Raw genomic sequence first — 20,539 nt, 5'->3', positions numbered from 1 at the left:
AAATTTCTTGATGCTGTCTCAACTCATCGGATCTCGAAAGAAACCATGCGAAATCTGGCGCATCAAAAAAGGTGGATCGTCTCTCTAGCAGCAGCACGCGTTCTTACTAAAATGGCCTCGATTTCGGAATTTACTGCAACGAGCAGCATTGCAGCGGTAGGAAGATCTTAATGTCCACGCTCAGGCTGCTAGGTGGAAACGCTGAACTTGCTCAATGTCACGTAGTCTTTTTTCACGGGCTGAGTGGGTCGATCGACGGCACATGGTCTGTCAGCATATCGGGCAAGAGAGTTTATTGGCCTCTTTGGCTCCACGATGATTTGGACGATGTGGCAGTATGGGCTGTCGAGTATGATGCAGCCGTGAGTAACTGGACGGGCCATGCCCTTCCATTGGAGGACAGAGGGCAAAACATTTGGCACCAGCTGCGCAGCGAACCGCAATTGCAGCGCGGCGAAATCGCATTCGTGGGCCACAGCATGGGTGGATTGGTTGCTATTCAAGTTCTCCGGTGCATCGAACGCGACCGGGCGGATCGGGATGCGGAAGCGTTTGGATGTAGGGTACGCCGGATTGCGTTCTTGGGTACTCCTCACCGCGGCTCCTCGCTGGCTTCAAAGTTATCCTGGGCAGCACCAATTTTGCCAACGGAAGCAATTCAGGATTTGCGGCTAGGGACAGCCCAGCTCCGAGATCTAAGCGGCTGGTTTCGGAAGTATGTGCGCGACAATCAGGTTTTAACGCTTGGACTCGCCGAAGGTCTGCGAACCCGTCTCGGTGGGCTCCTCTCAGCAAAGGTCGTAACGCCCGAAAGTGCGGATGCGGGCCTTGTCGACCTCCCGACTATCGTAGATGAAACCCATCAGACGATCAACAGACCGGGCAGTAGAGAGAATGAAGTTTACAAAGCTATTCTTTCATTTCTGCGACGACCAGATCAAGGACGTGCGGCCACTACGCAATTGGTCGATGCGCTCCAGACGGTAGGTGCGAAGGTTGATGAAATGCAGGGCGCCTCGGAACTGGGGCACAAGCTTACGCAAGAATCTATTGCAAAAATGCGCTCCGATTTGTCACTTAAGGCCCTAGAAGACACTCAAACACTGGACAGTGCACTCCGTCAAAAATTAGAAAGGCTACAGCAACGGCGGCTTTTCCCCGAGGTAGATGCCGTTGCCGAGGCACGTGCGCTTGTTAGGGAAGTTGAGCAAGGCGAGTTCCAAATTGCCTCTTCTGATGATCGACGAAATACTATTTCGTGGTGTGCCCGGATCTTAGCACCGATGGAACCAGGCGAAGCCAGGGCAATTCTGTCCCGCCACCCAGAGCTAGACGGCGAACTGGTCGCCATAGCGCGGTTTCGAATTCGGGCGGCCGAGGGTGAACTCGATGAGGCTCTGAATGACATCGCACCGTACGAAACCCAGATTTCTCGTGGAGCAAGCTACCTCGCGATCCTTCATGATCGGGGCCTTGATGTAGCATCCGAGTGGTTGTCCAAGACTGCGACAGAGCCATTCGACCTCGATGATGGAGCTCTTTTACATCATCTAGCTCGACTGCATAAAGAAGAACAGTGGCAACTTTCATTCGATCTCGCTGAGCGGATCGATATTTCCCGGCTCGAACGCTGCGCGGCCCTCAATGGAGTAGTTGCAGGAATTTACCTCGCGGGCGCAATCCCGGACGCGAAGTTTGACATTGTCCATCACACTGCGCTGATTAGTCTGGATAGCCTGCCCTTGAAGGACGATCCGCATAGTTTTCAACTCCGTAGGTGTGCGTCTGCATGTTTTTCGCGATTGGCCGATCTCGCAGGTGGTCTCGATCTCTCGACTGCAGCACGGCTCGGTTCAGACTGGAGCATGTGGCTCGACCTAAAAGATCCATCAACGCAAGAGGATTCTCGACGGAGACTTGAGGAGTGCCTCGCCGAACCGGAACCTCTTCTGAGAAGGTTTCTGTGGGCCAAGCAATGCGGTATTGACGTCGACTTGGCAGCTGTCGATCGAGAAATTGAACGCCAGGTCGCTCTGACCGGTGGGAAGCGCTTCGAGCACGCAGCTGCCCGGATCGCCATGGCGATGGTAAGAGATGAACCAATGGATGGCGTCAAATATATTGAACGACATCGAGAGCATCTGCTCCGTCATCTGGATGCGACAATCGTCCTTGGCATGGAAACGGAGATGCTCGCGCGTTCTGGAGAGAAAACGCGTGCGCGAGCGCGCCTTTCAGAGGCCGAGAGAGCCGGCATGGATCACGCGATATCGGCGCGCCTTCATACGCTAATCGACTTGACTGGAGGTCAAGACGGAGTTCTTGCAGCACATAAAGCGAACTTCGAGCGCTCCGGTTCAATCGTTGATCTACGGGCTTTAACTGCTGCTTATGCTGAGCGCGAGGCGTTTGGCGAGGTAATTGAGTTAGGGAAACGGCTTGTTGAGCGCAGTGGAGATGCTGGCGATGCGCGCATGTTAGTGATCGCCCTCTACGAGTCCGGCCAGCAAGACAAAGCGCTCGAGGTGTTTGATATCTACCCCGTCCTCAGGGCGGACCGACAAATGCAGATTCTCCACGCTCGAATACTCTTTGAGCTGGGGAGGCTTCAGGAGGCGGCCAAGGCGCTCAATGCCCTCCGAAGTGAGAATGACAGCGAAGCAGCGCGCCTGTTGCTTCTCCAACTAAAGATCACGGCCGGTGACTGGGAGGCTCTTCAGGCCTACGTCGAGGAGCAGTGGTCGTATCGTGACGAGCGGTCAGCAGTCGAATTGCTGCAGGCGGGCCAAATTGCACAGTTCATCGGAGCTTCGCGTGGGGAGGCTCTTGTTCGCCAAGCCGCTAACGGCGCACTGGACGACCCTGCCATCCTTGCAGCATGTTACCATGCTGCAACGAGTGCGGGCTGGGAAGATGACGCTACCGTAGCAAGCTGGATTGCGCGAGCGGCAGAGCTCTCAGAATCTTCCGATGGGGAGGGGCCGGTGCAACGAGCGTCGTTCGACCAGATTGTCAAGAAAATGCCCGAGTGGGAGGCACGAGAGACGCGCATCATCGAGAAAGCCCTGCGGGGAGAAATTCCACTGTTTCTGGTGGCTCAGTCGCTCAACCGGTCTTTGACGCAGTTGGTCCTTTCTCAAGCGCTGTGGAATGCGAACCAGTCGGATGTCCGCAAGAAAACTATGGTTCTCACCACCTCCGGAAAAGCTAGGCCAGCATCTGGAGACCTTCGATCCATCGCGCTCGATCCCGTCGCACTCCTAACTATTTCAATGATTGGGTTTCTGGAAGCATGTCGCAAGACCTTCGACAGGGTGCTCGTGTCGCATGAGACCTTGGCATGGCTCTTTGAGGAGCGGACGCAGTTACGCTTTCACCAACCGAGCCAAGTTCATGCCGCTCATGCATTGCAGCGATCAGTCACTGATGGGACCGTAAGGATACACGAGGCAACCGGTCCGGCGTCCGAGTCGCTTTTTCGGGAAGTAGGGCGCACCTTGGCCGAACTTTTTACTCAGGCGGCAACAATTCAGGACGATGGCCGAGAGCAGATCGTTGTTGTTGGTGGACCTATCTGGAAGGTTGGTTCTGCTATGTCTGTCGCAGCAGAACTCGGGGAATATGATCAACATGTTTGTTCCACTGCCGACATCGTCGATGCATTGTCCGTGCACGGTGTGCTCACGGAAGGAGCGATTGCCGCAGCTCGTCGAGTGCACAAGCGACCCGAGGGCGCTACAAAAAGAGAGGTTCCGAAAAACTCAATTCTGCTACTTGATGATACCGCAGCGTCACTGCTTTCCCACTCGAACCTGCTAAACCCTCTACGTCGGGCCGGTTTTGATGTGGTGGTCCCAGCTTCGGAGATGGAGGAGGCACGCCAACTCATCGAGCATGACGCGCGCGCCGAAGAAGCGCTTTCGATCGTTGAAAGACTTAGGGCTTGGTTATCGCTGGGCATCCAAGACGGCTGGATCCAGCTTGGGTGTGCAGTGCGGGACGATCAAGATCATAGTCCGCGATGGTTCACGCACCCGTCAATGGCCACGCTTAAATTGGCTGGTGAAGTCGACGCCTGTGTTTTTGACGACCGCTTCGTTAACGCACACATAAATATGGCATCTGACCAAGGCTCAATACCAATCCTCACCTCTTGGTCGTTGCTTGATATACTTCGCGCGAGAGGTTCGATCAGCCTGTTGGACTGGCGGGAGGCGCGGACGATGCTCAGACAGTCAGGCTATTCGCTTGCCCCTGTCGACAGGGAAGAACTGTCCGAGTTAGTTATGGAAGCCGATGTGAAGGACGGCGTCCTAATCGAGACCGCTGAACTTCGAGCAGTGAGAGAAAGTGTCGCGCGTGTTCGAATGAGCGATGCACTTCAGCTTCCTTCAGAGGCTCCATGGCTAGATCGTATCACAGCCTATTGCCTTCACGCAATTTTACTTGCTTGGGAGGGTGGTGGCGATCATGCCGCATGCCGAGCCCGTTCAGACTGGCTCTTTGATCTAGGTGACCCCTCGTGGTGGGCGCATCGGATGAATGAAAAAGGGGAGATACTGGAGCGGACAAGACGCACCTGGCTCTCAATGCTCGTAATGCTTGCAACGGGGCGCGATAAACATGTCGCAGTTGCCTACGGTGAATGGCTTGAGGATCGCGTACTTGCGGGCTTGAAGGAGGAAGAGCCGGAGCTTTATGCTGACGTTCTTGCCGATGTGAAGGCACGGATCAACGCACTCGTGTGTCACCTCCGGGAATCCGATTCCACCGACGAGTTGTTTGATGACAATTGATACAAACTTATACGCGCGGCTCTTGTTCGAACGGGCGCTCGAAGCCGTTCCGCCAATGATGAGGCACGATGTCCTCTTGGATGAGGATATGCTCCAGAAGTGGGGGGTCGGCATCCGAAGAGGTGTAAGGCTTGGACCCGACGGCCCATCTTTCGAGCGTTCCGCTCTCTACGATACATTACGTTCGGCCATAGATGTTCTTGGTGTTGCTGCTGATATCGCTGATGAAAACGAAGTGATCTGGAGTATTGTTGTCGAACGAGGCGACAATTGGACGCTTCACTTCAAGCTTTTCAGAGAAGAAACAGTTTTTCATCTAGACGATCACTCGCCACTTGCAAGTGATAGCTCGATCCGCATCGCATGGTTGGATCGGGTTTCAGAGATGTTTCTTCTTCCGTCCGATTGGGTCAGAAGTCGGAGGCTGGAGCTCAATAAAGCGCCGCTGAGTGACGACGCGTTCGCCAGTCTGATGGAGGACATCGAGGCCATGCCATCAATGATGGATGTGGCTCTAAGGAATGGCTTGGAGCGTCGTCGCGCCGACTTTCGCTTATTCGCACCCAATCAAGCCAAATACTATACGCGTCTAGTTGGAAAACTCGAGGCGCAAACGACAACCGTGGAGTACTTCGAAGAAGTCGCCCGGCCACTTATCGAACAGCTCGTAGGCCAGAAGGGTGTAGACGGCTTGCGTTGGGCGCTACTGATCTGTGGACACTCTGAGATCACAGGGAAGATTTCATTGACGCCGCTGGCTATCAACGAAGTTCGAGACCTTTTCGAGTGGCTTGCAGCTCATGGTGATCCCATATCTCGAATTGCGGCCGTCGAAGTTTATTTTGCTAATATGGCAGACTTTTCTGAACTTGAAGATACGGCGATCCGTATTGTTGATGCGATCCTCGCAGAAGATGTCGGCAACGTTAGCCCATATAAGGCCCTTTCGGCAGTTTTCGCTTCATCCATCGGGGTAATCGCAAGGGAGCGCGTGTTTCCAGATGCGCCTCCGTTTTTTCGTCGGCAGGCCGCTCTCGCCCATGCGTCCCTCGTCGTTCGTGCTCTGAATGATGTAGGATCCGACCCATTGGGGGTTGAAGAATGGTTAACGGAAAGTGGATCGCCTCAGATCGCGTTCCTTCAAGAGCTGATTGACCTTCGGCGCGAGCCACGCTGGCTGCCTGAGTATGCGACGGCTGAGCAACTACGTGCGGAGATGATTGGTCGACTTCATGTAGCTGCGCAGGTTCACAACGAAGATATCGAATCGGAAGCACTGAGAGCACTACTCATCGGGCCTGATTCTAAACTCAGCCAAGCAGAAAGATGGCCGCGTCCTTTTCTCCCTGGTCCATTGGAAGGAACTTGCAGAGCAATCACGCCGCTAGCAGAAGAAATATTGGAAGATGCTCGGAAGGTTTTTTCGGCCGAAGTATTGAGCCCTAGCACCTTTCTCAGGGCAATCAACATCGCTTACATATCCGGGGATGTCGACGAAGTCGCGTCGCTAGCCGCAAATGCGCTCAAGCGGCTTGACTACATCGTAAAGACTGGGGAGGAAGAGCCAACATCATTTCAAGTTCTTGCAGCTCTTTCGACTCTCGGAGCAGCCGCTCGAAATGAAGATCTTGCTCGGCACATTTGCGTTCTCACACGTATCAAGCGTCGGCAAGGATTATTCGATGAAGATCCGGAAAACGACGTGCGCATTGCACTTATCGCCGCAGCGGCCTTCGAAGATAACGAAGCTTGGGCTGTATTCGTGGGCGAATGGATCAATGAGATTTGCTTCTCGCTTGCTGCCAGAGTTCGCTCCGGCAATCTCCTCATGATGATACGTCGTCTCAGACACCTTGAGCCTGCACTTTCGCATCATCTTTCGAGGGCCGAGGCTGCACTATCTGTTTTGCAGTATCAAGCTTGACGCGGTTGCATTTAATGTGGCCGCGCTGCCTGCCAATTTGAGGTCGGTCACCACTGCGCACCGGTCATGGTGGAGTGCCGCGTGGCTTTTCCGGTGAATTACACCTTTCGGCACATCGACGGTAAGCGTCCGGCCTGACCGCCCTGCCGCGTGGTGAAAGAGGCGGATAGTGTCCACCATTGATAGTGGACACTATGGTGATGGCGTGGCGCGTCGGACGAAGCGACTTTGGACGGATGAGGAGAAGCGTTCGATCTGTTTCCAGACGGCGGCGCCGGGCGTTTCCGTGGCTCAGGTGGCGCGGCGCTACGCGGTGAACGCGAACCTGATCTTCAAGTGGCTGCGCGATCCCCGTTATGCGCCGGACCCCACCTCGGTTGCGCCCCCAGCAGAGGAGGCGCGGTTTCTGCCCGTAGAGATCGTCGCGGAGACCAGGTCTACTCCGGCGGCACCTGCCGCCGAGAACCACATCGAGATCGAGCTGGCGGGCGGTCACCGGATGCGGATCAGCGGCAGCTATGATCCTGAGGCGCTGGCGCGGCTGATCCGGGGACTTTCGGCGTGATCCCGGTTCCGGCCAACACGCGGGTCTGGCTGGCTGCCGGGGTCACCGACATGCGCAAGGGCTTTGCTTCCTTGGCGGCGCAGGCCGAGGCGGTGCTGAAGCAGGATCCTTTCGGCGGGCATCTCTTCGTCTTCCGCGGCCGTCGCGGTGATCTGGTGAAGGTCATCTGGTGGGATGGCCAGGGGGCCTGCATGTTCATGAAGCGGCTGGAGCGGGGCCGGTTCGTCTGGCCCTCGGCCAAGGAGGGAAGGTGGCGCTGACACCGGCGCAGTTGTCGATGCTCCTGGAAGGGATCGACTGGCGTGCCCCGGAGCGAACGTGGCGGCCCTTGGCAGCGGGATAATCAGGGGGGGGCCACAAGAGAATGATTCCCATAAGGAATCCCGTGGGATAAACTCCTTGCATGCTCGATCAGACCCTGACCCTGCCGGAAGATCCCGAGGAGTTGCGCAGCTTCACCGCGCGGCTTCTGGCCGAGGTGAAGGCGCAGGCGATCCTGATCGAGAAGCTGCGGCACCAACTGGCCGGGCACCGGGCACACCGGTTCGGCGCGTCCTCGGAGACGGCAGAACAGCTTCAGTTGGCTCTTGAGGCCAGCGAGATCGCGGCCGCCGCGATGACGGCGCGGATGCGTCTGCCGGACATCGAGGAGAAGGGCAAACCCAAGCGCCGTCCGATCCCGGATCATATCCCCCGGATGGAGGTGGAACTGATGCCCGGCGCCGATGCCTGTGCCGATTGCGGCGGTCGCCTGCGCCGGATCGGCGAGGACGTCACGGAAGAGCTGGAGTATGTTCCTGGGCGCTTCATCGTGAACCGGATTGTCCGCCCCGGCTGACCTGCGCTTGCTGCGAACGCTTCGTCCAGGCCCCGCTGCCGTCGCGCCCGATCGAGCGCGGTCGCCCGGGCCGGGTCTGCTGGCCCATGTGCTGGTCAGCAAGTATGCCGACCATCTCCCCCTCTATCGCCAGAGCCAGATCTTCGGCCGCGAAGGGCTCGATCTCGACCGATCGACCCTGGCCGACTGGGTCGGCAAGACCACCACCCTTCTGGAGCCACTGGCCGAGGCCATCGGGCGCCATGTCCTGTCGGCCGAGGCGATCTTCGCCGACGATACGCCGGTGCGGATGCTGGCGCCCGGCACCGGCAAGACCCAGACGGCCCGGCTCTGGACCTATGCCCGCGATGAGCGCCCATGGGATGGCGATGCTCCGCCTGCCGCATGGTATCGCTTCTCGGGCGACCGCAAGGGTCAGCACCCCAAGGATCATCTGGCCCGTTTCCGCGGCTGGATGCATGCCGACGGCTATGCCGGGTTCGAGGATCTCTACCGTTCCGGCGCCATCCGCGAGGTCGCCTGCATGGCCCATGTCAGGCGCAAGTTCGTGGACATCCACCGATCGCAAGGTTCGCCGATCGCTGAGGAGGCCATCGGCCGCATCGCCCGGCTCTATGCCGTCGAGAAGGAAGCCCGAGGTTCGCCACCGGACCGCCGCGCCGAACTCCGTAAGGCACATGCCGCCCCGGTCTTCGATGACCTGGAAGTCTGGCTGGCCATGCAACTCACCACGATCTCGGGGAAATCCCCCCTAGCGGCCGCCATCCGATACGCCCTCACCAGGATGGAACGCCTGCGCCCCTACCTCGACAACGGCATCCTCGAGCTCGACAACAACGCCGCCGAACGCGGCATGCGCGCCATCGCCCTCGGGCGGAAAAACTACCTATTCGTCGGTTCCGAGGCAGGTGGAAAGGCCGCCGCCATCGCCTACACCCTGATCGAAACAGCCAAGCTCAACGCCATCGATCCCCATGCCTGGCTCGCCGACACCCTGGCCCGTATCCCTGATTACAAGATCACAAAGGTCGATGACCTGCTGCCTTGGAAATGGCGCGGGTAGCGGTCAGGCCGGACGCTTACCATCGACGCTGGTAATTGAATAAACGCAAGGTTTCGCTTACTTTCACTCTCCTTCGACAACCTGTTGTTTTAACTTGAAACCCCATCCTCACAGCGACCATCACAGGGCAAAACAGCTCCTGAGGTTCGCCCGCCATGCCCGATACCAACGTCAATTTCGCCCCTCCGCCTGACAAGCTCACCACCAATGAGCGGCTGGCGGAAGTCGCCCAGATCCTCGCCGCAGCCATAGATCGCGCCAACCCACGGACAATTACCGAAAAATCTCCGGACAAAGGAGACAGTTCGCTGGACATCCTCGCCCTTGTTCGCCGTCGTCGTCACCAGTTGCGAACCCGAGTTGGAGAGGACGAATGACGAAAACCAAAATGAAATCAGTAGGAAAGAGAACATGCCTTGGCTCTGCGCAGGATCACGCTGTCCTGGCGGACCTGGTGGCGCTGAAGGCCATGACCGTGCCGGAGCTGCGTGAGAAATGGGCGGCGATCTTTGACGCGCCCGCGCCGAACACCAGCCGCCAGAACCTCGAGCTGCGGCTTGGCTACCGCATCCAGGAACTGGCCCTTGGCGGCATTGGCCGTGACACACGGCGGACGCTGGATGCGCTTGCAGCGGAGGTGGCTTCTGGCGAACCCGGTCAGGTGATGACCGACCCACGACGGCCTTTGCCAGGCACCAAGCTGGTCCGGGAATGGAACGGCGTCGAGCACACTGTCACGGTGCTGACAAAGGGCTTCGAGTGGCAAGGTCGTCGGTACAAATCGCTTTCTGGCGCGGCGCGGGCCATCACCGGCGCGAATTGGAATGGCTGGAAATTCTTCGGCTTCACCCCACGCCCGAGGATCAGCAAATGACACGCCAACCACAGCCACAACCGCCCCGCCGCCTGCGCTGCGCCATCTACACCCGCAAGTCGAGCGAGGAAGGGCTCGACATGGAATTCAACAGCCTCGATGCCCAGCGGGAGGCCTGCGAGGCCTATATCGCCAGCCAGAAGGCGGAGGGTTGGGTCTGCCTGCGCGACCGGTATGACGACGGCGGATTCTCGGGCGGGACGCTGGAGAGGCCCGCGCTGAAGCACCTGATCGCCGATATCGAGGACGGGCTGATCGACATCGTCGTGGTCTACAAGATTGACCGCCTCAGCCGCGCGCTGATGGATTTCTCAAAGCTGGTCGAGATCTTCGACAAGCACGGCGTCACCTTCGTGTCCGTCACGCAGTCCTTCAACACCACCACGTCCATGGGGCGGCTGACACTGAACATCCTGCTCAGCTTCGCCCAGTTCGAGCGCGAGGTCATCGGCGAGCGGATCCGCGACAAGGTCGCTGCGTCGCGCAAAAAGGGCATCTGGATGGGTGGGCCGGTGCCGCTGGGCTACAACGTGAAGGACCGCAAGCTGATCGTGGACCCGGCCGAGGCTGAGACGGTGCGGACGATCTTCACGCTCTATGCCCGGTCCAGTTCCACGGCGCAGGTGGTCCGCGAGTTGGACGCACGCGCGATCCTGACCAAGACCGGCAGGCCTTACGACAAGACCTCGCTGCTCAAGACTTTGCACAACAAGGCCTATCGCGGCCTCGCCGTCCACAAAGGCACAGCCTATCCCGGCGAGCATGATGAGATCATCGACGAAAAGCTCTGGGACGACGTGCACGAGGCGATTGCGAACAACCGGTATCTTAGGAAGGCCGCGGCTCAGGAACCGTCACCGGCGCTGCTGCGCGGACTGATCTTCACCGAGACCGGCGTGGCGATGACCCCGCACCACACCAAGAAGGGTACGCGCCGCTATCGCTACTATGTCTCGATGGACGTGATCAAGAAACGGCCGAAAGCCGAGTTGCGCGGGCCGCAGCGGCTGCCCGGCGGCATGGTCGAGGATGCCGTGGTCGGCGAAATCCGTCGCCTGCTGCGAACGCCGGAGGTTGCCGCACGGGTGTCGCGGACCCTGCGCAAAGATCGGCCGGACCTTGGTGAGGACGCAATCAGCGCGTCGCTCACCCAGTTCGACGAGATGTGGAACGCGCTGATCCCGGCCGAGCAGGCGCGCGTGGTCCGGCTTCTGGTGGCGCGAGTCACCGCCAGCGAGGCCGGATTGTCGGTCGATCTCCGCCATGAGGGCTTGGGTGCGATTGCCGCGTTGATGGCTCCGTCCAAGCCGGAGGTGGCGTGATGGCAGAGCCCGAAACCCTGCGAGTCCACATTCCGCTCACCCTGCGCAATCGCGGCGGCCGCCCTCGCATTCTGCCACCCAAAGAGATCGAGGTCGCCATGGATCGCGGACAGGATGCCCGCCTGCTGCGCGCCATCGGCCGCGCGTGGGACTGGCGGCGCAAGCTGGAGCGCGGCGACGTCAACACCATCGCCGATCTCGCCAGAGCGGAAGGCATCTCGGACCGCTATGTCAGCCGCGTGATCCGGCTGGCATGGCTCTCACCATCGGTGCTGGAACGGCTGGTTCTGCGGCGCGAGCCCACTGTGCTGTCGATCTTCGACCTTTGCGGCATTGCGGAAATGCCGTGGGCCGAGCAACCGGGTCGGGTGTTTGATTGAGAGCCACACGCTTTAGCTGACCGCCGGATGCACCCGGATCTTGTCCCTCGAAAGCGGTCCGACCGGGTCGGACATATCATAAGAGACCAGTGGGCCTTCCTTGCCCGCAGAATAGTCGAGACAAAGCGCGTTCTGTGCCTGCAGGACCGGGTCGCCACTCAGCCAATAATGGCCAAAGAACACCGGTCGCGCAGTGGCTGGATAGGTCTGTGCCGAAAGCGTCTCCGGCAAGCTATCGACAGGCAGGTCCTCAACCGATGGCACAGAGATCGCGATGTCGCGCCAGGTGTGTGCGGCGGCATTCCACCATTGCAGGCGCACATGATCCCGCTCCGTCCCGTCCTTATCCGTGAACGACCAGCCATCGGGCAAGCGATGCTCTGGCCCCTTCGTGATCTGCTCGGCCAAGATGAACATCTCGTCGGCCTCATTGCGATCTGCAGCCCGGATCAGCTGATCCTCAGTCAATACGCCATTCCCGGTCAGCGTCTTGAGCCGATCCATTGAGGCGTCAATCCAGCAGGCGTGCACGGCACGAAACCCGTCCTCCTCGAAAAACAGAGGCAGGCTGCGCATCCAGTCCAGAACGTCGCGCGTCTGCGGATCGCCGGGCGGGAACTGGTCGAGGAACGTCCGGTGCTGCCGGATGTTTTTTGGCGAATGCGCACGAAGCGGCTCGCCATCATCGGGATGCGTCGTGTGGAAATGCAGAGCGTTGAGCTCATGATTGCCCATGATCGCCTTGGCCTTGCCTGCATCGACAAGTTCGCGAACGGTCTTTAGAACAGCCCGATTATCCGGCCCACGGTCGATGAAGTCTCCCAGAAAGACGATCTGTCGATCCGGATCCGGATGGGTCCATCCGAGAGCACTCCGCCTCCACCCCAGTCTAGTGAGGGCAGCGTCGAGTTTGGCGGATTGGCCGTGGGTGTCTGGAATGATGTCAAATGGGTTCATGCAGTCATCTTGGGATTGTTCTCGGTATCTGGTTTAGCTCAGCCTCCGCATCGATCTGAACCAATCCGAGGTTCTTGAACGCTAGCGGTGCCAAAATCGTTTGTCATCAGCGGTTTCGATGGGGGATTGGGATGCGAACCAACCCCAGCAATCCGCCTGCTTACGCTGGCATCCCGAGCAACGCGCCTACCGCGTGTTCCGTCTACGTTGCCATCGTTATCTTTCGGATCGCCGATTTGGGTTTTGGCGGGGTTTGGAAGCAGGCCATTGAAAGGTAATGAGAAAACTGGACCGAACCGGAACGGGCGAGGTTCGCCCAAACTGAGACTGAGGGCCATTCTGAGCCCAGTTTTGGCCAGACGGCGCGTCTATGAGGTTCGGTCGGCCCCTGTAAACCGCTTTGATAACACGGAAAAAACCGTGCCCGTCAGGGCGGTGTCACTGGTTCGCAATGGGGATAATGGCGGAGGGGATGGGCCTGATATCCAACCTTCTCCACCAAGCTGACACTGCCTGCCCTGCGCTTAAGTGTATGAAGGTGCGAGATAATATCGTTCTTCCGTCAATTCGTGCTCCTGATCATTCATGGCCATTACTACCGTGACCGTAGAGGTTGGCGTTGGTGTGGGCGTTCCTTTCATTCTCGAATTCGAGGCTGGAATGAGCGATGCCGAAGCGCTCGCTCAGTCGTGCTTTGATCTCGCCCTTGATGGCCTCGATTCTTGTCCATCCATCTTCGGCGACGACCACGTGGCAGTCGAGCGCCGCCTCGTGTTCCTGCATCTGCCATAGATGCACGTGGTGGACATCCGTAACGCCGTCCACGTCCCGCATCGCGGCAATCACGGCCGAGTTGTCGATATCCGGCGGGCTGCCCAGCATCAGTGTCCGGATCGGGCCGCCGATCTCGGTCAGTGCGAGATACAGTATATACAGCGCGATACCGATGGTGATTGCGGGATCGACCCAGCGCAGGTCGTAGAGAATGATCAGCGTGCCGCCGACGATCACGGCGACCGAGGCGAGCGCATCCGAGAGGTTGTGCAGGAAGAGCGCGCGGATGTTCACGCTGCCCTTCTGCATGGACCAGGTGAGCGCCGCAGTCAGAGCGTCGACCACGAGCGCCACGCCGCCGAGGATCACAACGGTCCAACCCTGAACCTCGGGCGGATCGATCATGCGCATACCGCCCTCGTAGATCAGGTAAACGCCGACGAGGATGAGTGTCGTGTAGTTGATCAGTGCAGCGACAATCTCGATCCGGCCGTATCCGAAGGTCATGCGTTCGTCGGCGGGCCGCCGCGCGATCTTGCGCGCCGCGAAAGCGATCACCAGCGACGCCATGTCCGAGAAGTTGTGCAGCGCATCCGCGATCAGCGCGAGACTGCCCGAAACGACGCCGCCCGCGATCTGTGCGACGGTCAGAAGGGCGTTCGCCCAGATCGCGATGGACACGCGCCGGTCACCGGATGCGGGATCGATGTGGGCATGGCCGTGATCATGCGGCACGGTGCGTCTCCTCATGAAGATGGTTCGGGCGAGCGAGGCCGGGGATTTGCGGCACCTTGCCCCGCCTAATTGCGCGCACGCGTCTGTTCATCCAGTGGCGGATGACGTGGCGATAGAGCCAGTCGCGCAAGGCGCCGAAGTCCTGGCGATGCCCCCGGTAGAACTCGTCTGGTATAGCGTATGTTGCGAGATCGCGGGCGATGCCGGTCTTCTGGATATATGTGTCGTCGCCGGTCCACTCGACCGGTGGGCCGCTCAAGCAGTCGGTGCTGGCCCCGTAGCCGCAAAGGCTTTCCATCTCGATGAACGCCCGTTGCAGCGATTTCAGAAAGGGCGTGTCCAGGATGAACCCTTCGAGATTGATCCATCCATTCTCGGTCTCGACCTCTACCCAGGAGTGGAGGATTTCCGCGGGGGCCAGCGGATAAACCCACTCGGGCACGACACCGCGCTGGAGCGCCTTGTGGATGGTGAAGCCATGCAGGCGACACCGAATGCCAAGGCCACGTAGCAACGCCATGAGCAGCGTGCCCTTGGTGTTGCACTGGCCGTAGCCGTCCGACAGCACTTCTGAGGCCGGGATGTCGTCGGCACGATTGTAGCCGAAAGCGATCTCGTTTCGGACGAAATCATAGGCGGCACCGATCCGGTCATGCTCGCCAAAATCCTGCCAGCCGCGGCCCGCGACCAGATCCGCAATAGGAGCGGCTTCGAAATCCAGCAGCCGCGTGGCTGTCAGCAAGGGGTCAACGGCGGGCAAGATGCATCTCCTCGAGTCTGGCGAGGATCTACATAAATGCTCCAGCGACTGTAGCTTCAAGTCCTTTTTCTCAGAAGGCGATCAATCGCTACCGGTCGTCGGCATGAACGGCTTTGTGGTGTTCGCCGTGTGCATCGCGCAGGATGTCGATACCGCCCCACGCCGCGATCCCGGCCACGACCACACCCACGACCAGGTCCGGCCAGTTCGTTCCCAGCCAGGCGACGAGACCGCCAGCCACGACGATCCCGAGGTTCGCGGCGAAGTCGTTCCAGCTGAAGGTGTTCGCCGCGCGGATGTTGACGTCCGGTTCGCGGAGTCGGGCGAGCAACCAGACGCAGACCGCGTTGATCGCCGCGGCGATCAGGGCCATGGCGATCATGATCGTCCCGAGCGGATCTGACCCGCCGATGTAGCGGCGCCATGCATCGTAGAGGATGCCTGCAGCGAACAGGATCAGCAGCCCACCGGAGATGTTCGCCGCTCCGCGTTTCCATTTGCCGGACCGGGACAGCGCAAACAGGCTGATAGCGTAGACGAAGCTGTCGGAAAGGTTGTCGAGGCCGTTGGCGATCAAGGCGCTGGAATCGCCGAACGCACCGGTTGCAAAAAAAGCCACGGCCAGACCGATATTGAGCGCCAGAACGATCCAGAGCGTGCGTCTCTCTTTTGAATCTTGTTCTGCGGCCATTTCTCGTTTTCGGCTCGTGGTTTACGATCGAAGAACTCCTGCGGCTGGTCTAAGTTCCTGCCGCGACATCGGCATGGTCCAATCAGGCCCCAATCTCGTCGTGCTCGGTCAGACATTCAGAATGGTCCCGCAATACCTCCAGCACCCGGCAATCCGCTGTCCGCCCGCCGCTGCACTCGTGGACCATGCGTTTCAGTTCCGTGCGCAGCGCCTTCAGGCGGGCCATGCGCTGCTCCACCCGTTTGAGCTGGCGACGCGCGATGGCATCAGCTTCATCACAGGGCCGATTGGGATGGTCGCTGAGGTCGAGCAGCTCGCGGATCGCATCGAGCGAGAAGCCGAGTTGCCGCGAGTGGCGGATGAAGGACAGGCGATCGAGTTGTGAACCGTCGTAGCGCCTCTGTCCGCCCTCGGTCCGGCCAGGTTCGGGCATGAGCCCGATCTGCTCGTAGTACCGGATGGTCTGCACCTTCGTGCCGGTCTTCTTTGACAGAGTGCCGATCGTGAGCATTCTCGCCTCCAGAAAAAGTATACAGTCCTTGTAGGTTTTGCGGTGTGAGCGGGCAAGTGCGGGATTCACAGGCGCGTGATGTCGCATCAAGGCGCCATCTTCATGCTTGAACCTTCAGTGGCTAGAGGATGTAGACGCGCAGACACACAAGGATCAATGGCAGGCGAACAGGATTGTCTCTTACATCGGCACAGAAGTTTCTTTGGGTTTTGGCAGGCGTGGCAGCGCTTGCCTTCGTATGGCTTTTACTCTGGTCCGACTATCGTGCCGACAGCGCCCGAACTGACGCCGAGCCGCCTTTCTTCGCTGAATTCGAACTGACGGACCACCAGGGTATGGTTCGAACCGAGAAGGACTTTGCGGGGCGCTGGATGCTTGTTTTTTTCGGCTTTACCAACTGCCCCGACGTCTGCCCGACGACCCTATCTGAGGTCGCGGCGGTGATGGACAGTCTGGGCGACGATGCCGCCAAGGTCCAGCCGATTTTCATCACCATCGACCCCGAACGGGACACGCCCGCCGCACTCGCCGAATACGTCCCGCTGTTCGATGCGGGCATCATCGGTCTGACCGGCACGCCGGAACAGATCGCCGCCACATCCGAGACGTTTCCGATCTTCTTTGAACGCGTCGAAGAGGCTGCGGCGCCGGATGGTTACACGATGGGCCACACGTCGCATTTGTTCCTCTTCGATCCCGACGCGGGCTTCGCCGACTCGTGGCCCTACGGCACCTCCGCCGAGGAGATTCTCGCCGATCTGGAAGAGAGGATCTGACCGAAATGAACCGCATATCCGGAGAAACAGCCCTCGGGCTAGCGTGGATCATCGCGCTCGTCGCCTCGCTTGCCGTGCTTTTCATCGGCGAGGTGCTGGGGCAGACGCCCTGTGTGCTGTGCTGGTTCCAGCGCGCCTTCATGTTCCCCTTGGCCATTGTCCTCGGGCTCGGCCTTTGGTGGCGGGACGGCCGCGTGGGGCGCTACGGCATCGCATTGGCGCTTGGCGGCGGCGCAATCGCCCTCTGGCACATGGGGCTGTACGTCGGTCTTGTTCCCGAACGCATCCAGCCCTGCACGGCCACCGGCCCCTCTTGCACCGATGACAACCAACTGGTCTTCGGCATCCCGATCCCGCTGATGGCGCTCGCCGCCTTCGCGCTGATCGGGGCGCTGTCGGCCCTTTCATTGAAGGACACACGAACATGAACCGACGCGGCCTGATCCTGTCCGTTCTCGCCCTCGGCGTCGCCGGTTTCGGCGGAGCCACCTGGTTTGCAACCCGCCCCGGCCCGGTGGCCGAAGCGGAGCCTGTTGCGCCGGAACTCGCGGACGCGATGATCCGCCCCTACTCGCCCATCCTCGGGCCTGCGGAAGCGCCCGTCACGATCGTCGAATTCTTCGATCCGGCCTGCGAGGCCTGTCGCGCCTTTCACCCCTTCTTGAAGGACATCATGGCCGAGCATGGGGATGCTGTCCGCGTCGTGATCCGCTACACGCCCTTCCACGGCGCGGCATCCGAGGAAGCCATCCGCGTGCTCGAGGCGGCGCACATGCAGGACGTTTACGTGCCGGTGCTCGAGGCCGTTCTGCGGGAACAGCCGAGATGGGCGTCACACGGTGCCCCGGCGCCTGGCCTGATCCTTCAGATCGCCGCCACGGCCGGACTCGATGCCGAGGCCGCGCGCACGCAAATGCTGGCACCCGATGTCGTGGCGATCCTGAATCAGGATCGTGCCGATGTAGAGACCGTGGGAGTTCGCCAGACGCCCACATTCTTCGTGAACGGCAAGCCGCTCGATCCATTCGGGGAGGCAGAACTGCGGCGATTGGTGGCTGCCGAAGTCGCTGCCGCGCAAAGCTGAATGGAAAGGGCAGGATCAAAACGATGAAAAAGTATATTTTGACCAGCATACTGGCGGCGCTTTTGACCCTTGGAGGCCTCTCAGTGCCCGCGCTGGCCGGACCCGAGGATGTTGTCGTCGAGAACGCGTGGTCCCGCGCCTCCATCGGGGTGAACCGTCCCGGGGCCGCTTACATGACGATCCGCAACACTGGCGACGAGCCGGTGACGCTGATCGGCCTTACAACACCGCTCGCGATGATGCCCGAAATTCACGAGACGAAGACCAATGCCGAGGGTGTGAGTTCCATGAGCCCGGCGGGGAAAATCGCGATCGCCCCGGGCGAGAGCGTCGCGCTCGAACCGGGGGGCCTGCACGCAATGCTGATGCGGCTGCAAGAACCGATGACGGAAGGGGAAACCTTTCCGCTGACCCTGCTTTTCGACGACGGAGGCGAAGTGACGGTCGAGGTGACGATCCTCGGCATCTCCGCGCGGGGGCCGGAGGACTGATGCGGCGACGGGCGATCCTAGGGTACGGCGCGGCTGGTGTCGGGGTGGTCGCCCTGATGCTCTTTGCCGGTTGGTGGCAGGTCGATGGCCCCGGTGGACCTGAGCCTATCGGGCAGCGGCCTGTGGCTCTGACCGCGATGGATTTCCGTCTGACGGATCATGAGGGCAACGCGGTCGGGCCGGAAACCCTGATCGGGCGACCGACGATGGCGTTCTTCGGCTTCACCTACTGTCCCGATGTCTGCCCGACCACGCTCTCGGACATTTCGGGATGGCTCGACGATCTGGGAGACGAGGCCGACGAGATGAACGTGGTTTTCATCACGGTCGATCCCGAGCGCGACACTGTCGAAACGATGGCCGAATATGTCGGCTACTTCCATCCGGCGATTCGCGGCTGGACGGGGCCGGAGGAGCAGATAGCGCGCGTCGCGGACGGCTTCCACGCCACCTACGAAAGGGTGCCGACGGAGAGCGGCGATTACACGATGAACCACAGCGCGAGCGTCTTCCTGTTCGCAGCCTCTGGGCGGTTCGTCACCATGATCGACTATCACGAACCCAGAGAATTCGCGGTGCCGAAAATTCGCCGCGCGCTGGAAGAAGAAATGGAGGGGGCGACATGAGGCTCAGAACTTTGGCGGCTTGTGTCGCAATTGCGGGGACGGTTCCCGGGGCAGCTATCGCGATCTCCGATCTTTTGTCGAAAGAACCCGTGCCGCCGGAACTTGCCCAGGCAGGTAGCTGGATGCCCCAAGGTCCTGAAGCCCCCCAGAACGTTGACATCCCCGTGATGCTGCCCGCGGCGGCATGGGCAGACGATGCATCCGACCTCAGCCCGCTGCCCCTTCTGCAGGTCGCGTTTGCCGACAGGCCGGTAAGGGCGATCGAGCCACCGCTGTCGACGTGGTCGCGCGACATTGCACCAGGCGAGACGCTCGATTTCTTGCTGTCCGAAGCTGGACTTGCGGCTTCTGACAGAGCCGAAGTTGCCCTCGCGCTTGGCGCGGAATACGATCTGCGACGGCTGCGGCCGGGGCACTCGGTCACTGTCGCTTCGACCATGGACGGCAGCCCCCGCACCGTCTCACTTGCCGTCGAGGACGGGGTTCGGATCGAGGTGGTTTTCGGCGAGCAGTTGTCCACACAGGTCGTGACTCCGGATCCGGAAATCGTAACCCTTGCCGGCAAAGCCGTGATCGACAGCTCGATCTTCGCGGCACTCGACGAAGCCGGCATACCCGCCCGTTTTTCCGTGGACCTTGCGCAGATGCTGGGTGGGACCGTGGATTTCCGCCGCGAGATGGCCGGCGGCGAAGCACTAAGGCTTCTCTGGCGTGAGGCGCGGGTCGGCGAGGACAGGATCGGACAGCCCGAACTCGCCTTCGCCGCACTGGAGATCGGCGGTTCGCTTTACGAGATCGTATGGCCGGACGACGGCAGCGGTCAGGCGACGATCTACGTCGATGGCGAGGTGCTGCGCGTCTTCGCACAGCCGGTCGAGGGTGCGCGCCTGAGCTCGGTGTTCGGACGCCGCACGCATCCGGTCTTTGGCAACGTCCGGATGCACACCGGCGTCGATTTCGCAGCGGCACGTGGGACACCGGTTCAAGCGACGGCACCGGGGCGGGTCAATTTCATCGGCTGGCGCGGCGGATATGGTCGCGTGGTCGAAATCTTGCACGGCTCCGACACCATGACGCGCTACGCGCATCTGAGCGCCGTGCCGGAAGACTTGGCACAAGGCCAACGCGTTGCGGCGGGAGACGTGATCGGCCGCGTCGGCGCGACTGGCACGGCGACAGGTCCGAACCTGCACTATGAGGTGCTCGTGGATGGGCGCCCGACTGACCCCCTCTCTGACGACCGGCTCGCCGAAGCAGCCGAGCGCGAAGCGGATGATACCGCCGCGCTCTCGCGTCTGGCCGAGGCGCGGGCGCTTCTGAATGAAAACCTCGGCAGCGAGATTGCCGAAACGATAACCGAAAGGCTCTGATC

At 60.2% G+C, this 20,539-nt stretch carries 18 protein-coding genes and 2 pseudogenes; 15 read left to right on the top strand and 5 right to left on the bottom strand.

Annotation, left to right across the window (positions count from 1 at the left end; genetic code table 11):
- Positions 1-170 precede the first annotated feature (170 nt).
- From CYR75_RS15975 to CYR75_RS04370, 9 genes and pseudogenes are all read left to right on the top strand, one after another.
- Positions 171-4,796, top strand: coding sequence for an HTH domain-containing protein (locus CYR75_RS15975; RefSeq protein ID WP_158644573.1), 4,626 nt, complete (start codon positions 171-173; stop codon positions 4,794-4,796).
- Complete coding sequence (locus CYR75_RS15970) at positions 4,786-6,720, top strand: hypothetical protein (protein ID WP_158644572.1); 1,935 nt, start codon at positions 4,786-4,788, stop codon at positions 6,718-6,720. Before CYR75_RS15975 ends, CYR75_RS15970 begins: the two co-directional genes overlap by 11 nt.
- Positions 6,721-6,889: 169 nt before the next feature.
- On the top strand, positions 6,890-7,285 hold the full coding sequence (gene tnpA, locus CYR75_RS04395) for an IS66-like element accessory protein TnpA (protein WP_101498326.1): 396 nt from the start codon (positions 6,890-6,892) through the stop codon (positions 7,283-7,285).
- Positions 7,282-7,628, top strand: a pseudogene (gene tnpB, locus CYR75_RS04390) (IS66 family insertion sequence element accessory protein TnpB). The gene tnpA and the pseudogene tnpB overlap by 4 nt, the downstream one beginning before the upstream one ends.
- Before the next feature lie 60 nt (positions 7,629-7,688).
- A pseudogene (gene tnpC, locus CYR75_RS04385) lies at positions 7,689-9,186 on the top strand (IS66 family transposase).
- Positions 9,187-9,341: 155 nt separating this feature from the next.
- On the top strand, positions 9,342-9,563 hold the full coding sequence (locus CYR75_RS15965) for a hypothetical protein (protein ID WP_158644571.1): 222 nt from the start codon (positions 9,342-9,344) through the stop codon (positions 9,561-9,563).
- Positions 9,560-10,060 carry a DUF2924 domain-containing protein gene (locus CYR75_RS04380; protein WP_101498982.1) on the top strand — a complete coding sequence of 167 codons (501 nt, stop codon included), beginning with the start codon at positions 9,560-9,562 and terminating at the stop codon, positions 10,058-10,060. The genes CYR75_RS15965 and CYR75_RS04380 overlap by 4 nt, the downstream gene beginning before the upstream one ends.
- On the top strand, positions 10,057-11,382 hold the full coding sequence (locus CYR75_RS04375; RefSeq protein ID WP_101498981.1) for a recombinase family protein: 1,326 nt from the start codon (positions 10,057-10,059) through the stop codon (positions 11,380-11,382). Before CYR75_RS04380 ends, CYR75_RS04375 begins: the two co-directional genes overlap by 4 nt.
- The gene (locus CYR75_RS04370; protein ID WP_101498980.1) at positions 11,382-11,762 is read left to right on the top strand and encodes a hypothetical protein; all 381 of its coding nucleotides are present in this window, start codon (positions 11,382-11,384) and stop codon (positions 11,760-11,762) included. Before CYR75_RS04375 ends, CYR75_RS04370 begins: the two co-directional genes overlap by 1 nt.
- Before the next feature lie 12 nt (positions 11,763-11,774).
- Here the strand turns inward: CYR75_RS04370 and CYR75_RS04365 are convergent, their stop codons facing one another.
- The 5 genes from CYR75_RS04365 to CYR75_RS04345 form a co-directional block, all read right to left on the bottom strand.
- The gene (locus tag CYR75_RS04365) at positions 11,775-12,719 is read right to left on the bottom strand and encodes a metallophosphoesterase (protein WP_101498979.1); all 945 of its coding nucleotides are present in this window, start codon (positions 12,717-12,719) and stop codon (positions 11,775-11,777) included.
- A 579-nt stretch (positions 12,720-13,298) separates the two neighbouring features.
- Positions 13,299-14,228 carry a cation diffusion facilitator family transporter gene (locus tag CYR75_RS04360; RefSeq protein WP_090735052.1) on the bottom strand — a complete coding sequence of 310 codons (930 nt, stop codon included), beginning with the start codon at positions 14,226-14,228 and terminating at the stop codon, positions 13,299-13,301.
- Positions 14,218-14,988, bottom strand: coding sequence for a transglutaminase-like domain-containing protein (locus tag CYR75_RS04355; RefSeq protein ID WP_101500866.1), 771 nt, complete (start codon positions 14,986-14,988; stop codon positions 14,218-14,220). Before CYR75_RS04355 ends, CYR75_RS04360 begins: the two co-directional genes overlap by 11 nt.
- Positions 14,989-15,076: 88 nt before the next feature.
- Complete coding sequence (locus tag CYR75_RS04350) at positions 15,077-15,679, bottom strand: cation transporter (RefSeq protein ID WP_090735048.1); 603 nt, start codon at positions 15,677-15,679, stop codon at positions 15,077-15,079.
- 82 nt (positions 15,680-15,761) lie between these two features.
- The gene (locus CYR75_RS04345) at positions 15,762-16,190 is read right to left on the bottom strand and encodes a MerR family transcriptional regulator (protein WP_007426244.1); all 429 of its coding nucleotides are present in this window, start codon (positions 16,188-16,190) and stop codon (positions 15,762-15,764) included.
- A 209-nt stretch (positions 16,191-16,399) separates the two neighbouring features.
- On the opposite strand from CYR75_RS04345, the gene CYR75_RS04340 reads away from it, so the two are divergent.
- Genes CYR75_RS04340 through CYR75_RS04315 form a run of 6 tightly spaced genes read left to right on the top strand, consistent with a single transcriptional unit; the run spans position 16,400 to position 20,537 of the window.
- Positions 16,400-16,966, top strand: a complete 567-nt coding sequence (locus CYR75_RS04340) for an SCO family protein (protein ID WP_090735046.1) — start codon at positions 16,400-16,402, stop codon at positions 16,964-16,966.
- 5 nt (positions 16,967-16,971) lie between these two features.
- Positions 16,972-17,394, top strand: a complete 423-nt coding sequence (locus tag CYR75_RS04335) for a disulfide bond formation protein B (RefSeq protein WP_090735045.1) — start codon at positions 16,972-16,974, stop codon at positions 17,392-17,394.
- A complete protein-coding gene (locus CYR75_RS04330; RefSeq protein ID WP_090735043.1) occupies positions 17,391-18,050 on the top strand; it encodes a DsbA family protein in 660 nt (219 codons plus the stop codon). Before CYR75_RS04335 ends, CYR75_RS04330 begins: the two co-directional genes overlap by 4 nt.
- A gap of 23 nt (positions 18,051-18,073) precedes the next feature.
- On the top strand, positions 18,074-18,541 hold the full coding sequence (locus CYR75_RS04325; protein WP_090735042.1) for a copper chaperone PCu(A)C: 468 nt from the start codon (positions 18,074-18,076) through the stop codon (positions 18,539-18,541).
- Positions 18,541-19,167 carry an SCO family protein gene (locus tag CYR75_RS04320; protein ID WP_090735040.1) on the top strand — a complete coding sequence of 209 codons (627 nt, stop codon included), beginning with the start codon at positions 18,541-18,543 and terminating at the stop codon, positions 19,165-19,167. The genes CYR75_RS04325 and CYR75_RS04320 overlap by 1 nt, the downstream gene beginning before the upstream one ends.
- Positions 19,164-20,537: a M23 family metallopeptidase gene (locus CYR75_RS04315; protein ID WP_090735039.1), complete on the top strand. Its 1,374-nt coding sequence runs from the start codon at positions 19,164-19,166 to the stop codon at positions 20,535-20,537. The genes CYR75_RS04320 and CYR75_RS04315 overlap by 4 nt, the downstream gene beginning before the upstream one ends.
- The last annotated feature ends 2 nt before the right edge of the window (positions 20,538-20,539 follow it).

This window comes from Paracoccus jeotgali (assembly GCF_002865605.1).
GTDB lineage: Bacteria > Pseudomonadota > Alphaproteobacteria > Rhodobacterales > Rhodobacteraceae > Paracoccus > Paracoccus jeotgali.
The sequence above is the reverse complement of the archived record's forward strand: the minus strand, read 5'-3'. Positions and strand labels throughout refer to the sequence as shown.

Excerpts from the sequence above, each read along its gene's own strand:
- CYR75_RS04320 (WP_090735040.1), top strand. The coding sequence starts at position 18,541 with ATGCGGCGACGGGCGATCCTAGGGTACGGCGCGGCTGGTGTCGGGGTG.
- CYR75_RS04365 (WP_101498979.1), bottom strand. The coding sequence starts at position 12,719 with ATGAACCCATTTGACATCATTCCAGACACCCACGGCCAATCCGCCAAA.
- CYR75_RS04375 (WP_101498981.1), top strand. The coding sequence starts at position 10,057 with ATGACACGCCAACCACAGCCACAACCGCCCCGCCGCCTGCGCTGCGCC.
- CYR75_RS04350 (WP_090735048.1), bottom strand. The coding sequence starts at position 15,679 with ATGGCCGCAGAACAAGATTCAAAAGAGAGACGCACGCTCTGGATCGTT.
- CYR75_RS15965 (WP_158644571.1), top strand. The coding sequence starts at position 9,342 with ATGCCCGATACCAACGTCAATTTCGCCCCTCCGCCTGACAAGCTCACC.
- CYR75_RS04370 (WP_101498980.1), top strand. The coding sequence starts at position 11,382 with ATGGCAGAGCCCGAAACCCTGCGAGTCCACATTCCGCTCACCCTGCGC.
- CYR75_RS04325 (WP_090735042.1), top strand. The coding sequence starts at position 18,074 with ATGAAAAAGTATATTTTGACCAGCATACTGGCGGCGCTTTTGACCCTT.
- CYR75_RS04330 (WP_090735043.1), top strand. The coding sequence starts at position 17,391 with ATGAACCGACGCGGCCTGATCCTGTCCGTTCTCGCCCTCGGCGTCGCC.
- CYR75_RS04345 (WP_007426244.1), bottom strand. The coding sequence starts at position 16,190 with ATGCTCACGATCGGCACTCTGTCAAAGAAGACCGGCACGAAGGTGCAG.
- CYR75_RS04380 (WP_101498982.1), top strand. The coding sequence starts at position 9,560 with ATGACGAAAACCAAAATGAAATCAGTAGGAAAGAGAACATGCCTTGGC.
- CYR75_RS15970 (WP_158644572.1), top strand. The coding sequence starts at position 4,786 with ATGACAATTGATACAAACTTATACGCGCGGCTCTTGTTCGAACGGGCG.
- CYR75_RS15975 (WP_158644573.1), top strand. The coding sequence starts at position 171 with ATGTCCACGCTCAGGCTGCTAGGTGGAAACGCTGAACTTGCTCAATGT.
- CYR75_RS04335 (WP_090735045.1), top strand. The coding sequence starts at position 16,972 with ATGAACCGCATATCCGGAGAAACAGCCCTCGGGCTAGCGTGGATCATC.
- CYR75_RS04315 (WP_090735039.1), top strand. The coding sequence starts at position 19,164 with ATGAGGCTCAGAACTTTGGCGGCTTGTGTCGCAATTGCGGGGACGGTT.